Annotated in this window: 20 protein-coding genes; 7 read left to right on the forward strand and 13 right to left on the reverse strand. The window is 62.9% G+C overall.

What is annotated here, in order from left to right; genetic code table 11:
* Window positions 1-99: 99 nt before the first annotated feature.
* The 4 genes from P3C18_RS05315 to P3C18_RS05330 form a co-directional block, all read right to left on the reverse strand.
* Window positions 100-1194, reverse strand: coding sequence for a DUF1513 domain-containing protein (locus P3C18_RS05315; protein WP_275961588.1), 1095 nt, complete (start codon window positions 1192-1194; stop codon window positions 100-102).
* Window positions 1195-1203: 9 nt separating this feature from the next.
* Window positions 1204-2265: an imelysin family protein gene (locus P3C18_RS05320; RefSeq protein ID WP_275960809.1), complete on the reverse strand. Its 1062-nt coding sequence runs from the start codon at window positions 2263-2265 to the stop codon at window positions 1204-1206.
* A gap of 10 nt (window positions 2266-2275) precedes the next feature.
* On the reverse strand, window positions 2276-3691 hold the full coding sequence (locus tag P3C18_RS05325) for a di-heme oxidoredictase family protein (protein WP_275960811.1): 1416 nt from the start codon (window positions 3689-3691) through the stop codon (window positions 2276-2278).
* Window positions 3692-4051: 360 nt separating this feature from the next.
* On the reverse strand, window positions 4052-5386 hold the full coding sequence (locus P3C18_RS05330) for an imelysin family protein (protein ID WP_275960812.1): 1335 nt from the start codon (window positions 5384-5386) through the stop codon (window positions 4052-4054).
* A gap of 189 nt (window positions 5387-5575) precedes the next feature.
* Here P3C18_RS05330 and P3C18_RS05335 point away from each other — a divergent pair, with 189 nt between their 5' ends.
* Together P3C18_RS05335 and P3C18_RS05340 are read left to right on the forward strand one after the other, a co-directional pair.
* Window positions 5576-6148: a LemA family protein gene (locus P3C18_RS05335; RefSeq protein ID WP_275960815.1), complete on the forward strand. Its 573-nt coding sequence runs from the start codon at window positions 5576-5578 to the stop codon at window positions 6146-6148.
* A gap of 3 nt (window positions 6149-6151) precedes the next feature.
* Window positions 6152-7048, forward strand: a complete 897-nt coding sequence (locus tag P3C18_RS05340; RefSeq protein ID WP_275960816.1) for a GIDE domain-containing protein — start codon at window positions 6152-6154, stop codon at window positions 7046-7048.
* Window positions 7049-7110: 62 nt separating this feature from the next.
* Here P3C18_RS05340 and P3C18_RS05345 read toward each other — a convergent pair whose 3' ends face one another.
* Window positions 7111-9174: a GGDEF domain-containing phosphodiesterase gene (locus P3C18_RS05345; RefSeq protein ID WP_275960817.1), complete on the reverse strand. Its 2064-nt coding sequence runs from the start codon at window positions 9172-9174 to the stop codon at window positions 7111-7113.
* Between the two features lie 333 nt (window positions 9175-9507).
* Here P3C18_RS05345 and P3C18_RS05350 point away from each other — a divergent pair, with 333 nt between their 5' ends.
* Both P3C18_RS05350 and P3C18_RS05355 read left to right on the forward strand, forming a co-directional pair.
* The gene (locus tag P3C18_RS05350; protein WP_275960818.1) at window positions 9508-10803 is read left to right on the forward strand and encodes an ammonium transporter; all 1296 of its coding nucleotides are present in this window, start codon (window positions 9508-9510) and stop codon (window positions 10801-10803) included.
* A 1-nt stretch (window position 10804) separates the two neighbouring features.
* Complete coding sequence (locus tag P3C18_RS05355) at window positions 10805-11449, forward strand: hypothetical protein (RefSeq protein ID WP_275960819.1); 645 nt, start codon at window positions 10805-10807, stop codon at window positions 11447-11449.
* A gap of 64 nt (window positions 11450-11513) precedes the next feature.
* Here P3C18_RS05355 and P3C18_RS05360 read toward each other — a convergent pair whose 3' ends face one another.
* From P3C18_RS05360 to P3C18_RS05370, 3 genes are all read right to left on the reverse strand, one after another.
* Window positions 11514-12095: a Fe-Mn family superoxide dismutase gene (locus P3C18_RS05360; protein ID WP_090249029.1), complete on the reverse strand. Its 582-nt coding sequence runs from the start codon at window positions 12093-12095 to the stop codon at window positions 11514-11516.
* 176 nt (window positions 12096-12271) lie between these two features.
* Complete coding sequence (locus tag P3C18_RS05365; protein WP_275960820.1) at window positions 12272-12883, reverse strand: LysE/ArgO family amino acid transporter; 612 nt, start codon at window positions 12881-12883, stop codon at window positions 12272-12274.
* Between the two features lie 5 nt (window positions 12884-12888).
* A complete protein-coding gene (locus P3C18_RS05370) occupies window positions 12889-13290 on the reverse strand; it encodes an ACT domain-containing protein (protein WP_275960821.1) in 402 nt (133 codons plus the stop codon).
* Between the two features lie 97 nt (window positions 13291-13387).
* Between P3C18_RS05370 and P3C18_RS05375 the strand changes: the two genes are divergently transcribed.
* Window positions 13388-14284: a LysR family transcriptional regulator ArgP gene (locus P3C18_RS05375; protein ID WP_275960822.1), complete on the forward strand. Its 897-nt coding sequence runs from the start codon at window positions 13388-13390 to the stop codon at window positions 14282-14284.
* Between the two features lie 4 nt (window positions 14285-14288).
* On the opposite strand, the gene P3C18_RS05380 is transcribed toward P3C18_RS05375, so the two are convergent.
* Together P3C18_RS05380 and P3C18_RS05385 are read right to left on the reverse strand one after the other, a co-directional pair.
* Window positions 14289-16247: a methyl-accepting chemotaxis protein gene (locus P3C18_RS05380; RefSeq protein ID WP_275960823.1), complete on the reverse strand. Its 1959-nt coding sequence runs from the start codon at window positions 16245-16247 to the stop codon at window positions 14289-14291.
* 264 nt (window positions 16248-16511) lie between these two features.
* The gene (locus P3C18_RS05385; protein ID WP_275960824.1) at window positions 16512-17567 is read right to left on the reverse strand and encodes a saccharopine dehydrogenase NADP-binding domain-containing protein; all 1056 of its coding nucleotides are present in this window, start codon (window positions 17565-17567) and stop codon (window positions 16512-16514) included.
* A 163-nt stretch (window positions 17568-17730) separates the two neighbouring features.
* Here P3C18_RS05385 and P3C18_RS05390 point away from each other — a divergent pair, with 163 nt between their 5' ends.
* Window positions 17731-18723, forward strand: a complete 993-nt coding sequence (locus P3C18_RS05390; RefSeq protein ID WP_275960825.1) for an NAD-dependent epimerase/dehydratase family protein — start codon at window positions 17731-17733, stop codon at window positions 18721-18723.
* 17 nt (window positions 18724-18740) lie between these two features.
* Here the strand turns inward: P3C18_RS05390 and P3C18_RS05395 are convergent, their stop codons facing one another.
* Complete coding sequence (locus P3C18_RS05395) at window positions 18741-19052, reverse strand: hypothetical protein (RefSeq protein ID WP_275960826.1); 312 nt, start codon at window positions 19050-19052, stop codon at window positions 18741-18743.
* 379 nt (window positions 19053-19431) lie between these two features.
* On the opposite strand from P3C18_RS05395, the gene P3C18_RS05400 reads away from it, so the two are divergent.
* Window positions 19432-20277 (forward strand): ATPase, encoded by an 846-nt coding sequence (locus P3C18_RS05400; RefSeq protein WP_275960827.1) that lies wholly within the window; start codon window positions 19432-19434, stop codon window positions 20275-20277.
* A gap of 554 nt (window positions 20278-20831) precedes the next feature.
* Here P3C18_RS05400 and P3C18_RS05405 read toward each other — a convergent pair.
* Window positions 20832-21881, reverse strand: a complete 1050-nt coding sequence (locus P3C18_RS05405; RefSeq protein WP_275960828.1) for an alkene reductase — start codon at window positions 21879-21881, stop codon at window positions 20832-20834.
* Window positions 21882-21898: 17 nt separating this feature from the next.
* Complete coding sequence (locus tag P3C18_RS05410; protein ID WP_275960829.1) at window positions 21899-23065, reverse strand: MFS transporter; 1167 nt, start codon at window positions 23063-23065, stop codon at window positions 21899-21901.

The raw sequence follows: 23065 nt of genomic DNA on the forward strand, positions 1-23065 counted from the left end.
GGGTGCCTGGAAGCAACGGCTAGCTAGGAGTATAGATCGGCTCTGCGGCAGCGTTCTTTAGCGTGCCGCAGGCGTATTACAGATTCAGCGCTGGGGCGCTTAGACCAGGCGCAGGTGGTTGTCCCACAGGCCGGCGGGGAGTTGCAGGGGCTGGCTGCTGATCTGGGCGCTGCGGCAGTCGTACAGGCGGCAACGGCCGACGCCACTGCTGACCACAAAGCCTTCAGCCACCGCGCCCACTCCGGCGCAGTCGGCCAGGGGCGCATCCAGGCGCAGTTCGGCGCTGTCCAGGTCCCAGATAAATACCCGGTTGCCGCGCGGTGCGGTCAGCGCCAGCAGGCGCAGCTCGCTGTGGATCGCCACGCTGGCGGTGTACTGGTTCATCAGCTGGCGCTGCGCATCGGCCACCGGGAAGTGCTGGAAGGGCTGGCCAGGGCGCTTGATCGCCAGCAGCGGCACCACATCGCTGATCTCGCCCATATATTGCTGGCCGGTCACCAGGGTGCCGTCGCTGGCCACCGCCATATGGCGCACGCTGTTCATTCGTTCGGGCAGCTGCTCCTGGCTGAGCAGGCTGCCGTCGCGGCGCAGCAGCACCAGGCTGGAGTCCATAGCGTCGAGGTTCATTTCCACCCGGCTGTCGGCTTCGGTGCGGATGCCGCCATTGGCCACCGCCAGGGTTTCGCCATCTGGCAGCCAGAGCAGCTGGTGCGGGCCGATGCCGTGGGTCGGCAGCTCGCTGCTGCGCAGCAACTGTTCACCTTGCAGGCGATAGACGCCGAGTACACCGCGACCGGGATCGGCGGTGTCGTTCTCGGTGGCGTACAGCCATTCGCCGTCCTTGTGGAACACCGCGTGGCCGTAGAAGTGGCGCTGCTTGGGCGTATTCAGGGTCTGCAGCAGGCGGCCGTCGCGGGTGTCGATCAGGTAGCTCTGGGTGCTCGGACGGCGGCCGACAAACAGTGCCATCGGCAGAAATGGATGACCGATCACATCGTGGCAGCGCTCGTTGACCTGGGTGGCAAATACCTGGCTGCCATCCAGCCGGTAGCCGACCGCAAAGTGTTTGCCAGCGCTGTCGTTACGCGCCGATAGCAGCAGCGGCTGCGCGCCGCTGTGCATCAATGTCCAGCCACCCAGGGCACTGGCGGCCAGCGCCGCGCCGGTGAGACCGAGGAATGCTCTGCGATTGATCTGCATGCTTTAGTCGCCGTCATGGGCGTTAAAGCCCAGCTGGATACCCAGCACTTTCGCCAGCTCACCTTCATGCAGGCGGTGCAGCACATTCAGGCTGTCGTACAGGGCGTTGACCTCGGCGCGCCCGGCTTCATCGCCAAGCAGTTCGCCGAGCGGGCGCTGGGCGGCGGCCAGGCGCTGGCGGGTGTCGCTGTAGGCGGCGTTGATGCGTTGTTTCAGCGCGTCTTGATCACTGCCAAGCAGCGCCTGGATGCCGTCCTGTTCGGCGCCCAGCCAGATGCGTTCGGCGCTGGCCAGGCTGGCGGCGAGGTTGGCTAGGCTGGCTTTGCTGCGCCAGGCTTCGGCTTGATAGGGCTGCGGCTGGCCTTTGCTCTGGCGGCCGAGTGGCGTGCCGAGTTTCTTCTTCAGTCCGTCGATGGCGCTGACCTGGGTGCGCAGCAGTTCGGCCACCGCTTCCGGGGCTTCGGCGTAGCGCGCGTTGGGGAAGTCCTTGAGCAGCGCGGCCATACCGTTCTTGGCTTGCCACTGGCTCAGCACATCGGCGGCGAGCACTTGCTGGTGTTGACCAATGGCGACGATCAGCGGGCAGTAGCGGGCTTTCTGTTCGGCGATGTTCAGGTCGATGGCTGGATCGAACAGCAGGTATTCATAGGCGGTCAGGCCTTGCACCACGACGCTGGATTTATCCAGATCGGCCGGGGTCAGCTCGGGTTTGCTGTTGACCAGTGCTTCGACCTGGCGTGCTACCAGGTTCTTCTTGTCCGGCCAGAACTGCACCTGCCAGGCGCGGTTGCCTTCCGCCAGTGGGCCGAAGGCCACCGGTTGTGCGGCAGCCCAGGCGCTTTGCGCACTGGCGAAGGCCTGGCGGGCTTCGGCGAGGTTCTGCTGGCCCGTGCAGAAGGCCTGGCCGCTGACAGCCAGTTGGCGGTCGGCTTCACTCCAGGCGCTGTAGATCGGCAGCAATACGCCATCGGTGAGCGCACGGCTGACCTGCTGCTGCGGGTCGCTGGGGCTGCAGGCGGTGAGCGTGAGGCTGAGCAGGGCGAGCGTGAGGGGTGAGCGGATCATCTGCGGCTCCTTACAAGGAATTCAGAAAAGCCAACAGCGCGCTGCGCTCGTCGGCATTGAAAGTCAGCACCTGCTGCTTGGCCGCCTCGGCCTCACCGCCGTGCCAGAGGATGGCCTCCAGCAGGTTGCGCGCGCGGCCGTCATGCAGGAACTGGGTGTGGCCGTTGACTGTTTCGGTCAGGCCGATGCCCCAGAGTGGCGGGGTGCGCCATTCGCGGCCGCTGGCGAGAAATTCCGGGCGATTGTCAGCCAGGCCTTCGCCCATGTCATGCAGCAGCAAGTCGCTGTAGGGGCGAATCAGCTGATTGGCCAGTTCGGGTTCGGCGGCGTCACTGGCGGTGGTGAACTGCGGGGTATGGCAGCCCTGGCAACCAGCCTGGTAGAACAGGTTCTTGCCAGCCAGCACCTGCGGCGTGTCTGCGCCACGACGCGCGGGGACGCCGAGGTTGCGGGTGTAGAACAGCACACTGGCGAGGATATTGTCGCTGACCTCGGGCTCGCCGCCATGGGGCGCGCTGCGGCAGTCGATCTGCGCCGCTGTGCAGTTGTCATGGTCCACCAGCGTGCTGGTCAGGCCCATGTCGTTGGCAAAGGCGTCAGCATTCTGCTGGTTGAGCGAGGGTTGGCCGGCTTTCCAGCCAAAACGACCGAGTACCGTGCGTTGTTGCTCGCGGTCCCAGACCTGGTTGGCGCGCCCGGAAATGCCATCGCCATTGCGGTCATCCGGGTCGGCATTGGCCAGGATGGCCGCTTCGGGAATAGCTTCGAGCAGGCCCAGGCCGATCATCGGCGGGGCGATGCGCGCGGAAAACAGCGTGTCGGGATGCAGGACGCCATAACCGAGCTGGCTGATTTCCAGGCTGGGCTGACGCAGCTCGACCTGGGTGCCATCGGCAAAACTGACCTGCTGCGTGCTGTAGCTGACGCGCACCTTGCCCTCGGGCGCGACGCCCGGGTTGGCCATATCCTGCAGCTGAGCGCCGTAGGTGGGCTCGGCCAGCACGCCAAGGCGCTGGATGATTGCGGCGTGTTCGCTGCGCGCTGGAATCGACAGGCGCACCAACATCGACACCGAGCTGATCGCATCAGGCGCCGGCGGATGGCCGCGGCCGTCCTTGATATGGCAGTTCTGGCAGGCGTTGGTGTTGAACAGCGGGCCTAGGCCGTCACGCGCGGTGGTGGTGGCGGGTGCGGTAACCCAGGGGTTACGAAAGAAGCTGTTGCCGACGCTGAAATCCAGGCGCCGTGACGGTGACAGGTTGGCGGATGGCAGGGAGAAAGCGTTCTGGTCAGCCTTGCGCACGGTGGTGCTGCCTGCGGACAGGGCTTCGCCGGGCTCGGCTTGGGTGAACTGGGGAGTCTTATCGCAGGCGACCAGGCTCAGGCCCAAGGCCAACAGCAGCGCAATGCGATGCGGGGCAAACATGAAAGGACATCCGCAACAGAAAAACAGGCGGCAGATCTTAACAGCCTGACCCGTTTTAAATAAGACGGATTTGCATTATCGCTGGTGGTCAAAGGTCGCAGGGTGCCAAAAAAGGCTATATCCGAGCTGACTGTTGTCGGCGATTTCGGCCCTGTAGGGGCGTGCTTGGCCGTGATCGGGGCCAGCCAACGATCCACTGTGGGAGGCGCTTCAGCGGTGGTTGTCGCGGCTGAAGCCCCTCCCGCATCAGTCTCGCCATAAAAATGGCTGGCGTAAAAAAGCCGCGACTCGGGTAAGGAGTCGCGGCTTTTTCATCACTACAAGCTAGGACTTCGTGAGTCGCAGCAAGTCCTACGCAGCTTAGAAGCTGTGGTCAGCGGTATCGGGGTTGAGATCACTGATACCGAGCTTGCCGGCGGCCTGCTCGATTGCACCGGTCTGCTTGACCAGAGCAGCGATGGCATCACGAACGATCTGCTGGCCTTCGGCGTTGTCGGCGGCGATCAGCTGATCGAAGTGCTTGCCGTTGTTCGCGCTGTCGACCAGCGCCTGCAGCTTGCCTTCGGTGGCTTCGAGATCGGCTTTCAGGGTGCTGTCAGCGGCGGCGTCAACCTTGGCCACCAGCGACGACAGGCTTGGGCCGGTCAGGGTGGTGCCATCGACCTTCTTGTACTCGCCCAGGTAGACGTTGCGAATACCTTTGCCGTTGTAGAAGTGCGAGTTGTGGGTGTTGTCACTGAAGCAGTCGTGCTCGTCTTCGGTGGAGTTGGCTTCCAGTGCGACCTTCATGCGCTCGCCGGCCAGTTCGCCGAGGGACAGGCTGCCCATGCCGAACAGCATCTTGCGCAGGCCGTTTTCAGCGGTGTCGGCTTCCAGCGTGGCGCGGTAGTTGTCGGTTTTGCCGGCTTGCCATTCGCCGACCATTGCATCGAGGTCGCTGACCAGCAGGTCGGTGGCAGCCTTGAGGAAGGCGCGACGGCGCTCGTTGTTGCCGCCAGTGGCGCCTTCACCCACCACATAATCGCTGGCTGGACGCTCGCCGGCACCTGGGCCGCTGCCGTTCAGGTCTTGGCCCCAGAGGAGGAATTCGATGGCGTGGTAGCCGGTGGCAACGTTGGCTTCGGAGCCGCCCAGTTCATTCAGGCTGGCCAGCAGCTCCGGGGTGATGGTGCTGACATCGAGCTTGTCTTCGCCGACCTGGATCTCGGTGTTGGCAATGATGTTGGCCTGCGCGCCTGGGTTGCCCAGGGCGTGCTGGTAGTCGGCGGCAACGTAGTCGATCAGGCCTTCGTCCAGCGGCCAGGCGTTCAGCTGGCCTTCCCAGTCGTCGACCACGGCGTTGCCGAAGCGGAACACTTCACTTTGCATATACGGCACACGGGCAGCCAGCCAGGCTTCGCGGGCGGCTTTCAGGGTGTCGTCATTCGGGTTGGCGAGCAGGGCGTCTACGGCTGCTTGCAGGGTTTTGCCAGTGCTGGCAGCGTCGCTGAATACGGCCAGGGCCAGGTCTGCGTAGTGGCTGACCACAGCTTTGCTGGCGGCTTCATCGACTTGGCTGGTGGCTGCTGCCGGGGCGCTGGCGCTGCTGGCAGCAGGTGCGGCGGCTTGGCTGGCTGGCGCTTTGTCTTCACCGCAACCGGCGAGTGAAATGGCGATGGCAAGCAGGCTGGCAGAGGCCAGGGGCATACGAAGCATGGCGGAATCCTTTGCTGGTGAGAGTAAGCACCCACGCGCGCGGGTACAAAAGCCGAAACATAATGCGAAAGATTTTCATTTTGCGCAAAGGGTCAATGCAGCTTTTTCACCGCAAACTCTGCGATTGGGCCATTTGATACGGCTAAAATGCCCACACAGCTGCCTTCAAGAACCACTCAGGAGTTCCGCATGAGCCTTACCAGTGTTGTCATCATTGTGCTGTTGGTCCTCCTCGCGGCGTATGCCGTGATGCTCTACAACGCGCTGGTGCGTTTGAAGCACGGCGTGAGCAAGGCCTGGTCGAACATCGATGTGATGCTCAAGCAGCGCCATGAGGAATTGCCCAAGCTGGTGGAAACCTGCAAGCAATACATGCAGCACGAGCGCGGCACCCTGGAAGCGGTGATTGCCGCACGCCAGGCGGTTTCCAGCGCACAGGCCAAGGGTGACATGAATGCCCTGGGCAAGGCCGAGACAGGGCTGCGCGCCGGCCTCGGTCAGCTGTTTGCCTTGGCCGAGAACTACCCGGAACTGAAAGCCAATGAGAGCTTCCAGCACCTGCAGCAGCGCATCAGCGGCCTGGAAAACGGCATTGCCGACCGCCGCGAGCTGTACAACGAGGCGGTCAACCTGAACAACGTGCGCATCGAGCAGTTCCCCGACGTGATCGTCGCTCGCGCTTTCGCTTTCAAGGAAGCGGCGCTGCTGGAGTTCAGCGAAGGCGAAAAAGCCGATGTCGACCTCAAGTCGCTGTTTGGCTAAGCCGTGGATATTCAAGGACAGGTTGTCGGGCTGGCCTGCAGTTTGGCGGTCAGCGCGGGCGGGGCGTGGTGGTTCTTGCGGCGTTTCTCCCAGGCGCGGCATCTGCTTGATACGCCGACGTCGAAGATTCGCTCGGCGGCCCAGGGCTATGTCGAGTTCTACGGCGTACTGCATGACAGCGCCGAGCCTGCCCTACTCGGGCCGCTGACCAATACGCCCTGCTTGTGGTGGCGTTACAAGATCGAGGAGTACACCTCAAACGGCAAGAAACGCAGCTGGCGCACCCTGGAAAGCGGCAGTAGTGAGGCGTTGCTGCGACTCGACGACAGCACCGGCAGCTGCCTGGTCGACCCGCGCGGCGCACAGGTGCGGCCGCTGACCCGTGAAGTCTGGAAAGGCAGCTTGCGTCACCCGCTGGGCGCGGCGAAAACCGGTTGGCGCGCGCTGTTCAGCAACGACGAGCGTTACCGCTATACCGAGGAGCGTTTGCATGCCGGCCAGCCGTTGTATGCCATTGGTGATTTTCGCAGCAGCGGTGGCGGTCGCCAGGGCCTGGATCTGCCAGCCGCTCAAGGTGCGGTAATCCGCGAATGGAAGGGCGACTTCGGCGGCCTGCTGCAGCGCTTTGACAGCGACGGCAATGGCCAGCTGGATGAGCGTGAATGGCAGCGCGTACAGCTGGCTGCGGGCCTGGAAGCTGAAGACCGGCATCGTCGGCAAAGCACTCAGCCGGTGCAGCATCACCTGAGTAAGCCGCGTGAGGCGCAGCCGTTTATCCTCTCCTGCGCCGGCGAGGATGAGCTGGTGCGGCAGTTCTACTGGCAGGCAGCTGGCGGTGTTGTGCTGTGTCTGGCCGGCGCGCTGGCAGCAGCCTGGTTGCTCGGTATCAACAGCTTCTAGGTGAAAGCGCCGCGCATAAAAAAGCCCGCCAAAATTGGCGGGCTTTTTTGTAGGCGTCGGCGCTAGAGCGTGGCGGGGTTGGCGGCGCTGTTCAATCGCCTGGCCTGTTTCAGGTAAGCAGTTAGCTCGCGGGCCGGCAGCGGCTTGCTGTACAGGTAGCCCTGACCCTCGTTACAACCCTGAGCGATGATGTAAGCCTCTTGCTCGACGGTTTCCACGCCCTCGGCGATGACCTGCATGCCAAGGCTCTTACCCAGCTGGATGATGGCGCGCACGATGGTCGCGTCGTCTTCGTCTTCCAGCAGGTCCTGCACGAAGCTCTTGTCGATCTTGATTTTGTCCAGCGGCAGGCTCTTCAGGTAGCTCAGCGAGGAGTAGCCGGTACCGAAGTCATCAATCGCGATCAGAGCACCGGAGCGACGCAGGCTGAGCAGGTGCTGGGCGGCGGTGTTGATGTCTTCCATCAGGCCGGTTTCGGTGACTTCCAATTCCAGGCTGCGCAGCGGCAGGCGGTAGACCTGCATCAAGTTGTTGACCACCCGTGGCAGCTCGGCGTGGTGCAGCTGCACGGTGGAGAGGTTGACCGCCATACGCAGCTCGGTGAAGCCCTGATCGTGCCATTCGCGCAGTTGGCGGCAGGTCTGGTCGAGAATCCATTCGCCAATCGGGATGATGGTGCCGTTCTGTTCGGCCAGCGGGATAAACAGGTCCGGCGGCACGAAACCATGTTGCGGATGCTGCCAGCGCAGCAGCGCTTCAACACCAACCACGCTGTGGTCGCGGTAGTCGACCTGCGGCTGGTAAACCAAATGCAGTTGGTCCAGAGCCAGGGCGTCACGCAGGTCTTTTTCCAGCTCGCGGCGGCGGCGCATTTCGCTGTCGACGCTGGCGATATAGAACTGGTAGCGGTTGCGTGAGCGGCTTTTGGCCAGGGTCATGGTCTGTTCGGCTTTCTGCAGCAGCTTCTCGGTGCTGTCGCCATCTTCCGGGAACAGGGTGATGCCGATGGTGGCGCGTAGGCGCACTTGCTGCTGATCGAGCATAAAGGGGTTGTCGAGGTCATCGAGTACGCTCTGCGCCAGCTCGGCGGCCTCGTAAGGCTGCTCGATATCGGCCTGCACCAGGGCGAACTGGTCACCACCCAAACGGGCGAGGGCGCCGAGGCGGCCACTGTGGCTGCGCAAGCGGTCGGACAGGGCCAGCAGCAACTGGTCGCCAGTCTGATAGCTGAACTGTTCGTTGATCCCTTTGAAGTCATCCAAACCTACGCAGAGCACCGCCACGCGCCGGTTTAGGCGGCCGGCGTCTTCGATAATCTGGTCGAGTTGCTGTTGCAGCTGCTGACGGTTCGGCAGGCCGGTAAGGAAGTCGTACTGGGCCATGCGCAGCAGGCTGTTTTCCGCTTCACGGCGCAGGTTGGTGTTGCGTTCGATGGAGGAGAGCAGCTGGTTGGCGGTATTGATCCACAGCCCCAGTTCGTTCTTCTCGTTGCCCTTGAGCATCGGCAACTTGTGCTCGCTGGGGCGGTCCGGGTTGATATTGGTCAGGTGCTCGATGATCTTCGACAGCGGCTTGGTCAGCAGCCAGTGGTAGACCAGGTACAGCACCAGCCCCATGGCCAGGGCGCGCAGCACACCGGAGATAAAGATGATCACCGAGTTGGTGACAAAGCTCTCGCCGTAGGGGGCCGTGTCGAGGGTGATGCTGAGGTCGCCGTAGTATTCGCTGTAGGGGCCGCGGCCAACCAGTTGGGTGGTGAAATTCTGTTCTTTACCAAGGATCGGGTCGGTCAGCCAGCGCGTGGGGATGTCGACTTGCTCTCGGGCTTTTTCCGCCAGCATCGGCTCGTTGGGGTGGCCGATGGCGGCCATGCGCACCGACTCATGCTGGAACAGGCCTTCGATCACCTGCATGCCCATTTCCCGGTCCAGGCTGTAAACCGCCTGGGTGGAGGGGTCGCGGAACATGCCGAGAATCCGGTGCGCGTCGTTGGCCACTGCCTGACGTGTTTTGTAAACGTCGAAGACGATCTGGGCAAGACTCAAGACCACGCCGACGATCAGTGCCGAAAGCAGCACTACGCGGAGCAACTTAAGTGACAAGCTGTTTTTGAGTTCCAGCTTCAAATGACGGTTCCTTGTTCGAGGCCTTCGGCGTCAGACGCTAGTGAGTATTGGCAAAGTCGCGCTTGCAGTCAAAGGGCCATTACCAAACTTTGTCGAACAAATTATCTGCGCGGCGATGGCGCGACCACTGGCAGCGGTGTTGGCTGCTTGCACTGTGTCGGTGCGAGTTGCTTGTGGCTTGAGCACCGTTGGGCGGTTTTTTATGCGCTGCCATCCCTGGTGGCCAGCCTTCGGGCCGTTGCTAGGCAAGGTTAAAACGCGCGCCCAGCTATTTTTTCCTTTGGCATGAGAGTTGCGAAGCCCCCGGTACTCACCGTCATGGGGGACGCTGCGATGAAAACTCGACTGTTAGGGATAGCTGCATTTGCGGTTTCACCACTGGCTCAGGCGGCCAGCGATGAGGCGCTCAACACCGCTTGGCTGGTGTTGGCCAGCGTGCTGGTGTTCTTTATGCAGGCCGGCTTTGCCTTGCTTGAAAGCGGCATGTCGCGAGCGAAGAACGCAGTCAATGTGATGATGAAAAATTACATGGACGGCTGCGTCGGCGGCATCACCTTCTGGCTGCTGGGTTTCGGTCTGATGTTCGGCAGCAATATCACCGGCTGGTTCGGCATGAGCCATTTCGCGCCACATGATGGCGAACCCTGGGATTTCACCTTTCTGTTATTTCAGATGATGTTTGCCGCCACCGCAGCAACCATCGCCAGTGGCGCGATGGCCGAGCGTACGCGTTACTCGGCCTACCTGATTGGCGCGGTGGTGATCAGCGGGTTTATCTACCCGGTGTTTGGCAGCTGGGTGTGGAGCGGCATCTATGGCGGCCAGGGCTGGTTGGCGGCGCTGGGCTTTATCGACTTTGCCGGCTCGACCGTGGTGCACAGCATCGGCGCCTGGTGTGCGCTGGCCGGTATTCTGGTGCTGGGGCCGCGTCTGGGGCGTTTTGCTGCGGACGGTACGCCGCGCAGCATTCCCGGGCACAACCTCAGCCTGGTCGCGCTGGGCGGCTTTATTCTCTGGGTTGGCTGGTTCGGTTTTAACGCCGGCAGCAGCCTGGAGATGAATGTCAGCCTCGGTCTGATTGCCCTGAATACCCATCTGGCAGCGTCGGCCGGGGCACTTGGCGCGTTTCTGGCGCAGCGCAGCACCTCCAGCCCGGTGCTGCTGACGACTACGGTGAACGGTTCGCTCGGTGGCCTGGTCGGCATCACCGCCGGTTGCGCGACGATGTCGCCGCTGTTTGCCCTGCTGACCGGGCTGGTGGCCGGTTTTGTGGTGGTGTTCGGCATGCGCCTGCTGGAGCGTTGGCAGCTTGATGATGTGGTCGGCGCCGTGCCCGTGCATGGCTTTGCCGGTGTCTGGGGCACCGTGGCGGCCGGGCTGTTCTTCAGTGGTGATCTGTTCAACTGGTCGCGGGTCGGCGTGCAACTGCTGGGCGCCGGTGTGGCGTTTATCTGGGCCTTCCCGTTGGCATTGATGCTCTATCTGTTGCTGGCGAAAACCCTTGGTTTGCGCACCTCCACGCAACATGAGCAGCGCGGTCTGGATTATGCCGAGCACGCCGAGGTGGGCTATCCCGAGTTCAACCTGGCCGTGACCTTCGACAGCCACGACCTGCCGAGGAAGGTGTGAGATGAGCCTGGCAACTCGCCGACGGGCGATCTACACCGGGCTGGCCGGGCACTTTGCCGAGGACGAACTGCTGGCCGTGCTGGCGCTGTGGGAAAGCAAATATGCCGACAAACCGCCGTTTGCCCTCAATGAGTTTCTCGGTGAAGTGGCCGCGACCACTGAACGCAAGCTGGAGCGCGCCAAACTTTACCGCGAGCTGGTGGGCGCGCTGACCGGGCCGCTATCGGCCTTGCTGCCGGACCCGGAGCCGCTGCTGCTCAGCTGGCGGCAGCGGATGGGCGTGGCGGCGCCGCTACGGAGCGGCCCGGATAGTCAGGCGCGGCATACCTTCGAGGCGCTGAGTCGGGTGCTGTTTAATGAGCTGGAGGCCGAGCTGCTGCCGCGTTTGCGGCGTTTTGCAGCGGGCAATCTTGCCGGGTTGAGTGTGGCTAACGAACAGCGTCTGCTGGTGCGTGCCTGGCTGGAGCAGGGCGCAGCGCTGGAGGCCGCTGGCTTGGGCCTTGAGCAGTTACGGCAGTTGCTCAACCTGCTGTATATCGGTCTGTGTGAGTACCTAGGGCCGGTTATCGCCGATCAGCGCCTGAGCCATGCAGTACAGCAGGTGGAGGCGCTGCACCTGGCGTTCGCGCCGCGCAAGCTGCTTTAAATCCCCTGGCCTATAAGCAAGAAACCCGGCACAGGGCCGGGTTTCTTGTGGGTAACGCAGGTACTTAGGCGGCGTAGTTTTTCGCTACGAAGTCCCAGTTGACCAGGTTCCAGAACGCCTCAACATACTTTGGACGCAGGTTGCGGTAGTCGATGTAGTAGGCGTGTTCCCACACGTCGCAGGTCAGCAGCGGGGTGTCGCCGCTGGTCAGCGGGCAGCCGGCGCCGATGGTGCTGGCCAGGGCCAGGGAGCCGTCAGCTTTCTTCACCAGCCAGCCCCAGCCGGAACCGAAGGTGCCGATGGACACTTTGCTGAACTCTTCCTTGAACTTGTCGAAGGAACCGAAGGCCGCGTTGATCGCGTCAGCCAGGGCACCAGTCGGCTGGCCACCGGCGTTAGGCGCCAGGCAGTTCCAGTAGAAGGTGTGGTTCCAGACCTGAGCGGCGTTGTTGAAGATGCCGCCCGAAGAAGTCTTGACGATCTCTTCCAGGGTTTTGCCTTCGAACTCGGTGCCTGGGACCAGGTTGTTCAGGTTCACGACATAGGTGTTGTGGTGCTTGTCGTGGTGGAATTCCAAGGTTTCCTTGGAAATGTGCGGCTGCAGGGCGTCATGTGCGTAGGGCAGCGGCGGCAATTCGAAAGCCATTGTCTATCTCCTAATCAGGTCAGGTGCGGTGTGCGCGAGGCCGATCACGGGCGGCCATCTCAGCGGCGTGAGTTATCTCTTTGCGCCGCAAGCCCTGAATCATAGCACTCGCCCCGCGCCTTAAACACGCGGCAACTGTGTGGAAAACCACCTCGGCATATTGCATCAGGGCCGTTTTAGAGCATGCCGGGGTTGCTCAATAGCTGCCAGGCAATGCTGAACATCATCAGCGCCACGCCCAGATCGATAAAGCGCCAGGTGCTTGGACGCGCCAGCCAGGGAGCGAGCCAAGCCGCGCCGAGGGCCAGGCAGAAAAACCACATTAAAGACGCGCTGGCCGCGCCCAGGGCATAGGCACCGGGCACCGGCTGCTGCGCGCCGAGTGAGCCGATCAGCAACACGGTGTCGAGGTACACGTGCGGGTTGAGCAGGGTCACTGCCAGGGCTGCCAGCAGCACCGCACGGCGTGAGCGCGGGCCGCTCTCACTGGTCTGATTCAGTGCCTGCGGACGACTGGCGCGAACCAGCGCTTGGGCGCCATACCAGAGCAGAAACGCCGCGCCGCCCCAGCGCGCCACACCCAGCAGAATCGGGTTTTGCGCCAATACGGCGGCCAGGCCGAATACCCCGGCTGCGACCAGCAGGGCATCGCAGACCACGCAGAGCAGCGCCACCGGCAGGTGATGCTCGCGGCGCAGGCTTTGCGCCAGGACGAAGGCATTCTGTGCGCCGAGGGCGATGATCAGCCCGGCGGCGATCAGTAAGCCATTGCTATAGCTCTGCCACATAGCGGTTACTCCGCCTGCTCGCTGAGCTGTTGCAGCACGGCCAGCGCACGCGGCCCATCGGCGTGGGCGACGAACAGGTGGTCGTGGTAGAAACCGGCGATCACGTTGCAGCTGATCCCAGCTTGAGCCAGTGCGCTGGCGACGGCAGCCGTCAAGCCGACGGCTTCCAGGGCCGAATGCACATGCAGCGTCAGCCAGGCGGCGACGTAGCTGTACGGCAAACCCAGGTGTTCGGCCTGCTGGAGCTGCACAATTACGGTGAGGCCTTCGGCTTCCTGAAAGCTGCCCAGCGGCTGCACGCCCTTCAGTTGCGCGGCATCGCTTAAACAGCAGAACACGTATGCGCCATCGTTCAGCTGTGGGCTCATGCTGCGCAGCAAAGTTGTCAGTGAGGTTTCGCCGGCCATGCGGATTGCCTTGTTCAGGGGGGATGCTGGTCAGTCTGCTGCGGCTGGGTATATAAGAGAAACCAATAATCCTGATCGCTCATTAGGAAATCTTATTTTGCTGGATTACAAACTACTCGCCGCCCTGGCTGCGGTTGTCGAGCAGGCCGGCTTCGAGCGGGCCGCGCAGGTGCTGGGGTTGTCGCAGTCGGCCGTGTCGCAGCGGATCAAGCTGCTCGAGGCGCGGGTCGGCCAGCCGGTGCTGGTGCGTGCAGTGCCGCCGGCTCCCACGGAAATCGGTCGGCGCCTGCTTAACCATGTGCAACAGGTACGTTTGCTGGAGCGCGATATTCAGGCGCAGGTGCCGGGGCTGGATGAGGGCGGTTTACCGGAGCGCCTGCGCATTGCCCTGAATGCCGACAGCCTGGCCACCTGGTGGGCCGGCGCTGTAGGTGCGTTCTGTACCGAACAGCGTTTACTGCTGGATCTGGTGGTGGAGGATCAGGAGGTCGGCCTCAAGCGCATGCGCGCCGGTGAAGTAGCGGCCTGCGTATGCGCCAGCGAGCGCCCTGTCGCCGGTGCGCGCGCCGTGCTGCTGGGGGCGATGCGTTACCGCGCCATGGCCAGCCCGGGGTTTATTGCCCGGCATTTCCCGGCGGGTGTGACGGCGCAGGCGCTGGCTCATGCACCGGCTATCGTCTTCGGCCCGGATGACTTGTTGCAGCACCGTTATCTGTCCAGCCTGGGCGTCGAAGGCGGGTTTGCCCACCACCTGTGCCCGTCATCCGAGGGCTTTATCCGCCTGGCGCAGGCCGGTTTTGGCTGGGGGTTGATCCCCGAACTGCAGGTGCAGGGGGAGATGGCCCGTGGCGAGCTGGTCGAATTGATCAGCGAGCGGCCAATCGATGTGCCGCTGTACTGGCACCACTGGCGCAATGGCGGTGAGCTGCTGGGCGAGCTGACCCGCCATCTGCAGCGGCATGCGGCCACCTGGCTGGTGACCACTGCGGTCTAAGGGGTTACAGCTGAAAGTGCGCCAATAGATGCTGCTGGTTGCCGGCGACATTTTGCAGGTGCTCGCCGCACTGGCGGGTATTGGCGGCGTTTTCCCGGTTGTCTGCGGTCATGGCGCTGAGTTGGTGCATATGCTGGTTGACCTCCTGGGTGGTGGCCGCCTGCTGCTCAGCTGCCGCAGCGATCTGGAAGGCCAGGTCATGCACGGCCTGCAGTGAGTGATCCAGATGGCCGAGTGAGCCCAGTACGGCTTGCGTTTCATTTTCCAGGGCGCGGGCCTGGGTGGTGGAGTCCTGCATGCTGGCCAGGGCCAGCGCGGACGAATTGCCGAGGGTGGCGATGATCTGCACCACTTCTTCGGTGGCGGTGCGGGTGCGCATGGCCAGGCTGCGCACCTCATCGGCGACCACAGCAAAGCCACGGCCCTGCTCGCCAGCGCGGGCCGCTTCGATGGCGGCGTTGAGGGCCAGCAGGTTGGTCTGCTCGGCGATGGCGCGAATCACCTCCAGCACTGAGGCAATCTGTTGGCTATTGCCGGCCAGGGTTTGCACCACCTGATCGGCCTCGCGCAGGCCGCCAAGCAGTTGGTCCTGGCGGCCGATCATGCGCTGTAGGGTGCCCTGCATGGTGGTAAAGGCATGCCGCGCGGCTTCACTGCTGTCGGCGCTTTGGCTGGCGCTGGTGGCGATTTCCTGCACGGTGGCGGCCATCTGATCGACCGCGCTGACCACCATTTCCAGGGCTTCCTGCTGTTGGTCGAGGCGTTGGCTGGTCTGTCCGGCAGCGCTGAGAATATCGCCACTGGCATGGCCCACGGCATTGCTGGCCTGGCGCAGTTGTTCGATCACCACTCGCCAGGCATTGGCCATATCGTGCAGGGCATGCATCAGGCCATTGCCTTGGCCGGCTTGCTGGCTGATGCGCAGCTCGCCAGCGGCCAGGCGCTGCGCCAGTTGCGCCATGGTGCCCGGCTCGCCGCCTAACGGGCGCATTACGCTGCGGCTGACCAGCCAGGTGGCGCACAGCACGGCGGCGACAGTAAGCAGGCCGAGCAGGAGGATCTGCCACATCAATTCGTGCACCGGGGCAAACGCCTGGGCCTGATCCATTTCGGCGATCAGCGCCCAGTGCTGGCCATCGAATTCCAATGGCACGAAGGCCTTCAGTGCAGGCTGACCGCTTAAGCCGGTTTCAGCCAGTTGCCCTTGCTCACCGTTCAATGCACGGGCGATGGCATTGCCGTACAGGGCACTGGGGCGCTGTGTGGCGCGCTGCACCTGATGCTCGCTGAAGCGTGCGGAGTCCGAACGCAGTAGGCCGTCGGCGCCGACCAGATAGGTTTCACCGGCGTCGCCAAGGCCCTGGCGGGTTTGCATCACCTTGTTCAGCGGGGCGATTGGTAATTCGAGCATCAACAGCGCAATCAGCTCGCCTTCGCTGATTACCGGGCTGATCAGAAACTGGCTGGGTTCACCGGTTTGCGGGTTGATCGCCAGGTCGCTGATCAGGCTGGCCTGGCGGTTCAGCCCGGCGCTGGCCAACTGGCCCATGGGCAGCTCACGCCACGGGCCTTGGGTGAGGTTCTGCTGGTAGTCGTCGCCGCGCAGCACGCTGAAGATCACCGTGCCGTCGCTGGTGATCAGCTTCAGCTCGCGGTAGCCGTAGGTCTGGATAAAGTTTTCGTAGATCGGCCGGTCGTAATTGGAGGCGCTGACCAGGGCCATCCCGGTCAGGCCGCCGTAACTGGTGCCCAGGTTGTTGGCCAGGGTGCTGAGCTGGTCGCGGCGTGCCTGCAGGTTATCCAGTAGCTGTACTTGTTTGATATTTGCTACGGAATCCAGGGCGTTCAGTGTCTGTTCCTGCAGCGCCTTGCTGGCCTGCCAATACACCGTAAAGGCCATCGCCAGTACAGGAAAAAGCCCAATAAACAAATAGCTAAGGGCAAGCTTTAGGCGTAGCGGCATATCCAGTGGCTCCAGGCAGAAAGCGGAAACAAGGTGGTTGTGTTGATTATTCTGCAAGGATCGTGCGAATTGTTTGACGGTCGCGTAAATAAAATTGATCGGCAGCGCTCGGGCTGCCGGAAAGCCGCGTGCTGAGCCTGTATTGCGGCGCGGGGACGTTTGAGTGGTGAGGGGCTAGGCCAGAGGGTGCAGGCTGAACCTGGCGCAGAATGGTGCGTTACCTTGCGCTGATGGGGCGGAAGGTAACCAAGTTGGAGCGCGCCTTTAGCTGATGGTGATCTTGCCTGAACCCGGCAACAGTTCCACGCAGCGCTCACCGAGCAGCTTGCTGGGGGTGAAGTAGCCGCCGGGGCCGTTGTAATCGAGCAGGTGCCGCACCGCGAGCAAGGCGCCGTGCACGGTGACGTCATAGCCGTTGGCGGCTTCCAGGCGCGCGGTCTTCACCACGCCTGCGGCGTTGCGTGCCTCGCCCCAGAGCCAGGTGCGTTGGCGGGTGCGGCTGGCTTCATCCGGGCCGCTGACGCGTTTTTCGATCAGCCGTTTGAGCCAGTTCTGCACCGCATCCAGGCCCAGCAGGGCGCGCAGCGGGTCGATCAGGCGCATCACGATCGCGGCTGCTGTTGGCGTCGGCAGGTACACCTCAATATTGTCGATGCCGGTGGAGTGGTAGGCGGTGGACACATCGCCCCAGGGGATCGTCACCGCTGGCTTTTCACCACGGCCAAAGTTGATGGCGCGGCGTTTATAGCCCAGCGGCACATCGGTGATAACGCCTGCACGGCGCACCTTGCCGCCAAACTTCAGGCCTTCCACCGAGGTTTTTGCCGTACCGGGCGACAACCCGCTGCCAGAGTCGAAGCCCAGCGCCAGGCCCGTGGCATCGGGCAGGGCCTGATGCAGACAGGCGGCCAGGCAATCGCTGGGTATCACATCGAAACCCACGCCGGGGCAGACCACCACAGCCAGTTCGCGCGCTTGTTGATCCCGTTGATGGGCCGCCTCGAACACGCTGATTTCACCAGTGATATCGACGTAATGGGTGGCGCTGGACAGGCAGGCGTCGAGCATCGGCGCGCTGGTGGCGGAGAACGGCCCGGCGCAGTGGGCGACCACGGCAATATCGGCCAGGGCTTCCTTGGCCCGCTGCGGCTGATGGATATCGAATATCCGGCACTCCAGGCCCAGCAGACTGCCCAAAGCGTGGACAGCGGCCGGGTTGCGCCCCGCCAGAATCGGCGTGAGGCCTTGGCGCTTGGCCTCTGCTGCCAGCAGGTGGCCGGTGTAGCCGTTGGCGCCGTAGATCATCCAGTGCGTGGCCATCCAGTGCTCCTTTGTTGTGTGGTGTGGGGGCAGCTTAGTCGCTATGTGTGGCCCTGTTGGCCTATCGCAGGGTGTGTGCGGTCGTTGTTCTGGCTTGCAATGCCACGGCAGCGCCCGGTGTGCGCTGCTAGAGTGGCCTGCAATCACGGCAGAGGGGGCGGCAATGAAGATTCTGGTAACCGGAGCCAGTGGCTTTATCGGTGGGCGTTTCGCCCGCTTTGCCTTGGAGCAGGGCTTGAGTGTGCGGGTCAATGGTCGGCGCGCCGAGGGCGTTGAGCATCTGTGTTCGCGTGGCGCAGAGTTTGTCCAGGGTGATCTGTCTGACCCCGAGCTGGTGCAGCAACTGTGTCGGGATGTCGATGCGGTGGTGCATTGCGCCGGCGCGGTCGGGGTGTGGGGGCGTTACGAGCACTTTTATCAGGCCAACGTCACGGTCACCGAAAACGTGGTAGATGCCTGCCTGAAACAGAAGGTGCGCCGCCTGGTGCATCTGTCTTCGCCATCGGTGTATTTCGATGGCCAAGCGCATACCGGTCTGCGTGAAGAACAGTTGCCCAAGCGCTTTTCTGATCACTACGGCAAAACCAAGTTTCTCGCCGAGCAGCAGGTGTTTGCCGCCCAGGAATTCGGCCTGGAAGTGCTGGCGCTGCGTCCGCGTTTTGTCACTGGGGCGGGCGATACCAGCATCTTTCCGCGCTTGATCAATATGCAGCGCAAGGGACGCTTGTCGATTATCGGCAACGGCCTAAACAAGGTTGATTTCACCAGTGTGCACAACCTCAACGAGGCGCTGATGAGCTGCCTGCTGGCCGCCGGCCCGGCGCTGGGGCAGGTCTACAACATCAGCAATGGCGCGCCGGTGCCGCTGTGGGATGTGGTCAATTATGTGCTGCGCAAACTCGACCTGCCGCCGGTGACCCGCCATCTGCCCTATGGCCTGGCGTATGGCACGGCGGCCCTGAACGAGGGCGTGTGCAAGCTGCTACCCGGTCGCCCGGAGCCGACCCTGTTTCGCCTGGGTGTGGCGGTGATGGCCAAGGATTTCTCCCTGGATATCAGCCGCGCGCAGCAGTATCTGGAGTACGAACCCAAGGCCAGCCTGTGGAGCGCACTGGATGAGTTCTGCGCCTGGTGGCAGGCGCATCATCCGAGCTGACTGCGGGTAAACCGGTTTCAGGCGTAAACGCGTTGGCCGCGATACATGCGCACCGAGGCGCTGGGCGGGCGATGCGCGCTTTCTTCTACCAGCAGCGGGTGGCCTGCCTGCATACGTGGTGTGCTCGCGGGCTCGCCGAAGGGGCGGTCGCTGTACTGGGCCAGCAGTTGCCCGAGTTGGCGGGTTTCCTCGCTGCTTGAGGTGAGGCAGGCGCTGAGCATGCTGTTGATCGCATCCGGCTGGCTCATGCGAATGTCCACCGTCAGTTCTTCGCGCAGCCTGCGGCGCAGGCTCATCATGCAATCCAGTACTTCTCTGTTCAGCTCCATGGACCTTTCCCCCGTTAGTACAAGTGGGCTAGGCGTCATCCATCCGGAATGCCACCTGCCTGGTCTCGCCGCGTTTGCCGCGTGCGGATCGCGCCTGCAGCCCCTTTGCTCCCTGGTGCTGCGATAACGTCGCAAATAGACAAGTGCAAAGCGCATACCAGTTCACACTCTGTGGAACTGCGCGGGCTGCAGCGGGTCGATGGCCTGTGCCGTGCCCTTCGTCGGTGCGCCTCGCACTGGCATGGCGCGACACTGAAGCGCTGCGCGCGAACCGTTATACTGCGCGGCAAATTTGCATGGAGCCTGTCGGGCTTTTCTGCAGCAGAGCAGTATTAAGTCCGACAGGCTCCTCACCCCGCGCTTTCTTGAAGGTTGACCCATGCGTAACGATGCCCACGATGAACTCGATCACGTGCCCAGCCTGCGGGCTGATCAGCGCGATCACGATGACTACGCCACCGATCACCCGGAGCTAGCACGCGGCAACACTTATGGCCGCGCGGCGGCCGCTGCACCGGTGAAGGCGGCCAGCACTGGTCCACTCTGGGCCCTGGTTGGCGCTTTGATGATTGCTTTGGGCGGGCTTGGCTGGTGGAGCTTTCAGCAGATCAGCCTGATGGAGCAGCAGTTGGTTGCCACCCAGGAGAGTTTCGCGCGCATCAGCGAGGAAGCTGCGGGTCGTATTCAGGACATTTCCGGCAAGGTGGTGGCCACCGAGTCTTCGGTCACCAGCGGCAGCGAAGCGCTGAAACTGCAGGTCAAGCAGCTGGAGAACAAACTGGCCGAGTTGAGCAAGCAACAGCAGGGCGCTGTCAGCCAGCAGAGCGAGCAGGGCAAACGCCTTGAGCAGCTGGCCGTGCAGCTGAAGGGCCAGGAAGGTGGCGGTGAAAAGCTCGAAGCCATTCTTAACAAACTGAGCGCCGAGCAAGCCGTGCTGAAAAATGAGCAAGCCACCCTGAAAAGCTCGCTGGCCGGGCAAAGCAAACTCGACGAGAAGCTGGCTGGCTTGAGCGGCGAGATCGATGCGCTGAAGAAACAGGGCAACCCCAACCAGGCCATCGCTCGCGTCGAGCAGGACCTGCTGGTGCTGAAAAGCGATCTGGAAACCCGTTCCGCCGGCAGCAGCACGGCCGAGTTTGACGCCTTCCGCGCACAGATGACCCGTAATATCAGCACCCTGCAGGCGCAGGTGCAGAATTTGCAGCAGCAGATTGACGCACGCTGAGAACCAGCCTCGGATCTGCTGCGCGTCTGCCCTGCGGTGTTAAAAACCGGCTCGGAATGCTCATGTACAAAAGTACACTCCGCTTCCTCGCCGGTTTTTGCCTTGCAGGACTCTAGCTCGCGAGATCCGAAACAGGTTCTAAAGTTGCCGCAACGAAAAAGCCCGCCAATTGGCGCAATGCTGTTCAGTTAAGTGGGGCCGCTTTACGCCCTTATAGAGCGGCGGGCTTTGAAATCTTCCTCGCTCTAAGTCTTTGGCAGTGGTTCAGGCCGTAGGATGGGTGCTAACCCATCAGCCAATTGATGGGTTAGCCCCCATCCTACGGTGGTGAGCACAAAGAAATGCCGCTTCCCCTGGCAAGGGCGAAGCGGCATTTTTCTTATGTGAACAGCCTTACGCCAATTGGCGGGCTTCTTTTTTGAGGCGTTTAAACCTCAGGTAGATACTGGCGAGTCTCTGTGGGAGGCGCTTTAGCGGCGAACGTTCGATAACGCTATCGCGGCTAAAGCGGAATGCCGCCCAGCCCCTCCTACGACAGAGCGGCAGCCTCAGGCTTACAGCGTCGGGTAGTCGAGGTAGCCGACCGGGCCTTTGCCGTAAAAGGTTTCCGGGTGCGGCGCGTTCAGCTCGGCATCCTGCGCCAGGCGCGCCGGCAGGTCCGGGTTGGCGATAAACGGAATGCCGAAGGCCACCGCGTCGGCCTTGCCTTCAGCCAGCCAGGTATTGGCCTGATCCTTGGTGAAGCGTTCGTTGGCGATAAACACGCCGCCGAAGGCTTGTTTCAGGCTTGGCGACAGGCTGTCGTCGGCTTCCTTCTCACGGGCGCAGATAAAGGCGATACCGCGCTTGCCCAATTCACGAGCAACGTAGGTGAAGGTCTCGGCGCGGTTGGCGTCGCCCATGTCATGGCTATCGGCGCGCGGTGCTAGGTGCACGCCCACGCGGCCGGCGCCCCAGACTTCAATCGCCGCATCGGTGACTTCCAGCAGCAGGCGTGCACGGTTTTCCAGGTTGCCGCCGTAGCGGTCAGTGCGTTGGTTGGTGCTGCTCTGCAGGAACTGGTCGAGCAGGTAGCCGTTGGCGCCGTGGATTTCCACGCCATCAAAGCCTGCGGCTTTGGCGTTTTCCGCGCCCAGGCGATAAGCATCGACGATGTCGGCGATTTCTTCGGTTTCCAGGGCGCGCGGGGTGACGAAGTCCTTCATCGGGCGTACCAGGCTGACGTGGCCAGCGGGCTGGATGGCGCTAGGCGCGACCGGCAGTTGACCGTTCAGGTAGATCGGGTCGGAAATGCGCCCGACGTGCCACAGTTGCAGGACGATCTTGCCGCCTGCAGCGTGCACGGCCTTGGTCACATTGCTCCAGCCGCGTACCTGCTCATCCGACCAGATGCCAGGGGTGTCCGGGTAGCCGACGCCCATTGGGGTTACGGCGGTGGCTTCACTGATGATCAGCCCGGCGCTGGCGCGCTGCACGTAGTACTCGGCCATCAGCGCGTTGGGTACACGGCCTTCATCGGCGCGGCAGCGGGTCAGCGGGGCCATGATGATGCGGTTGTTGAGGTGTAGATCGCCAATCTGGATCGGGTCGAAAAGCGTAGTCATGGGACGGTCCTCTCAGGTTATTCGTTGAGTGCAAGTTCGGGTTCAGGGCTACGGGTACTAAAGGTCAGCAGGGTGGCAAGCAGCGCCAGTACGGCGAGGGTGGCAGCGGCCAGGGGCACGCGGGTCAGGCCGAAACCTTCGGCAATCACCAGGCCGCCGACCCAGGCGCCGAGGGCGTTGCCGAGGTTGAAGGCGCCAATATTCAGGGTCGACACCAGGTTCGGCGCGCCGCTGCCAAAGGCCACCACATTGACCTGCAAGGCCGGCACGGCCGCGAAGGCGGCGGTGGCCCAGAGGAACAGGGTGATTTCGGCGGGGATCAGCGCCTGGCTGGTCCAGCTGAATAGGGTGGAAATCACCGCCATGGCGACGAATACGCCGACCAGGGTGGCTTTTAGGTTGCGGTCTGCCAGGCGACCGCCGAGCACGTTACCCAGGGTCAGGCCAAGGCCGATCAGCAGCAGGGTCCAGGTCACGCCATTGGGCGACACCCCGGTGACTTCGCCAAGCAGCGGCGCGATGTAGGTGAACAGGGCAAACATCGCCGCGGAGAACAGCACCGTAGTGCTCAGCGCCAACCATAGGCCGGCACCGCGCAGGGCGCGCACTTCACTGGCAAAGTCGGCCTTGGCTTCATCGGTTTTGCTCGGCAGCACGCGCCACAGGCCGATCAGGGCAATCACGCCAATCAGGGTCACGGCCCAGAAGGTCGAGCGCCAGCCTGCGTACTGACCCAGGGCGGTGCCCAGCGGTACGCCGAGCACGTTGGCCAGAGTCAGGCCTGTGAACATTAAGGCGACTGCTGACGCGCGGCGATTGGCCGGCACCAGGCTGGCGGCAACCACCGAGCCGATGCCGAAGAAGGCGCCATGACAGAGGGCGGTGATCACCCGGGCGAGCATCAGCATCTGGTAATCGCTGGCCAGGGCGCAGAACAGGTTGCCGGCGATAAAGATGCTCATCAGCGTCAGCAGTGACGCTTTACGCGGCCAGCTGGCAGTGGCCAGGGCCATAAAGGGCGCGCCGATGGCCACGCCCAGGGCGTAACCGGTGACCAGCCAACCGGCGCCGGGAATCGACACACCGAGGTCGCCCGCGACTTCCGGCAGCAGACCCATGATGACGAATTCCGTGGTGCCGATGGCAAACGCGGACAAAGCGAGGACGAGAAGCGCTGCAGGCAT

Source organism: Pseudomonas sp. 1928-m, from assembly GCF_029269135.1.
Taxonomy (GTDB): Bacteria; Pseudomonadota; Gammaproteobacteria; order Pseudomonadales; family Pseudomonadaceae; genus Aquipseudomonas.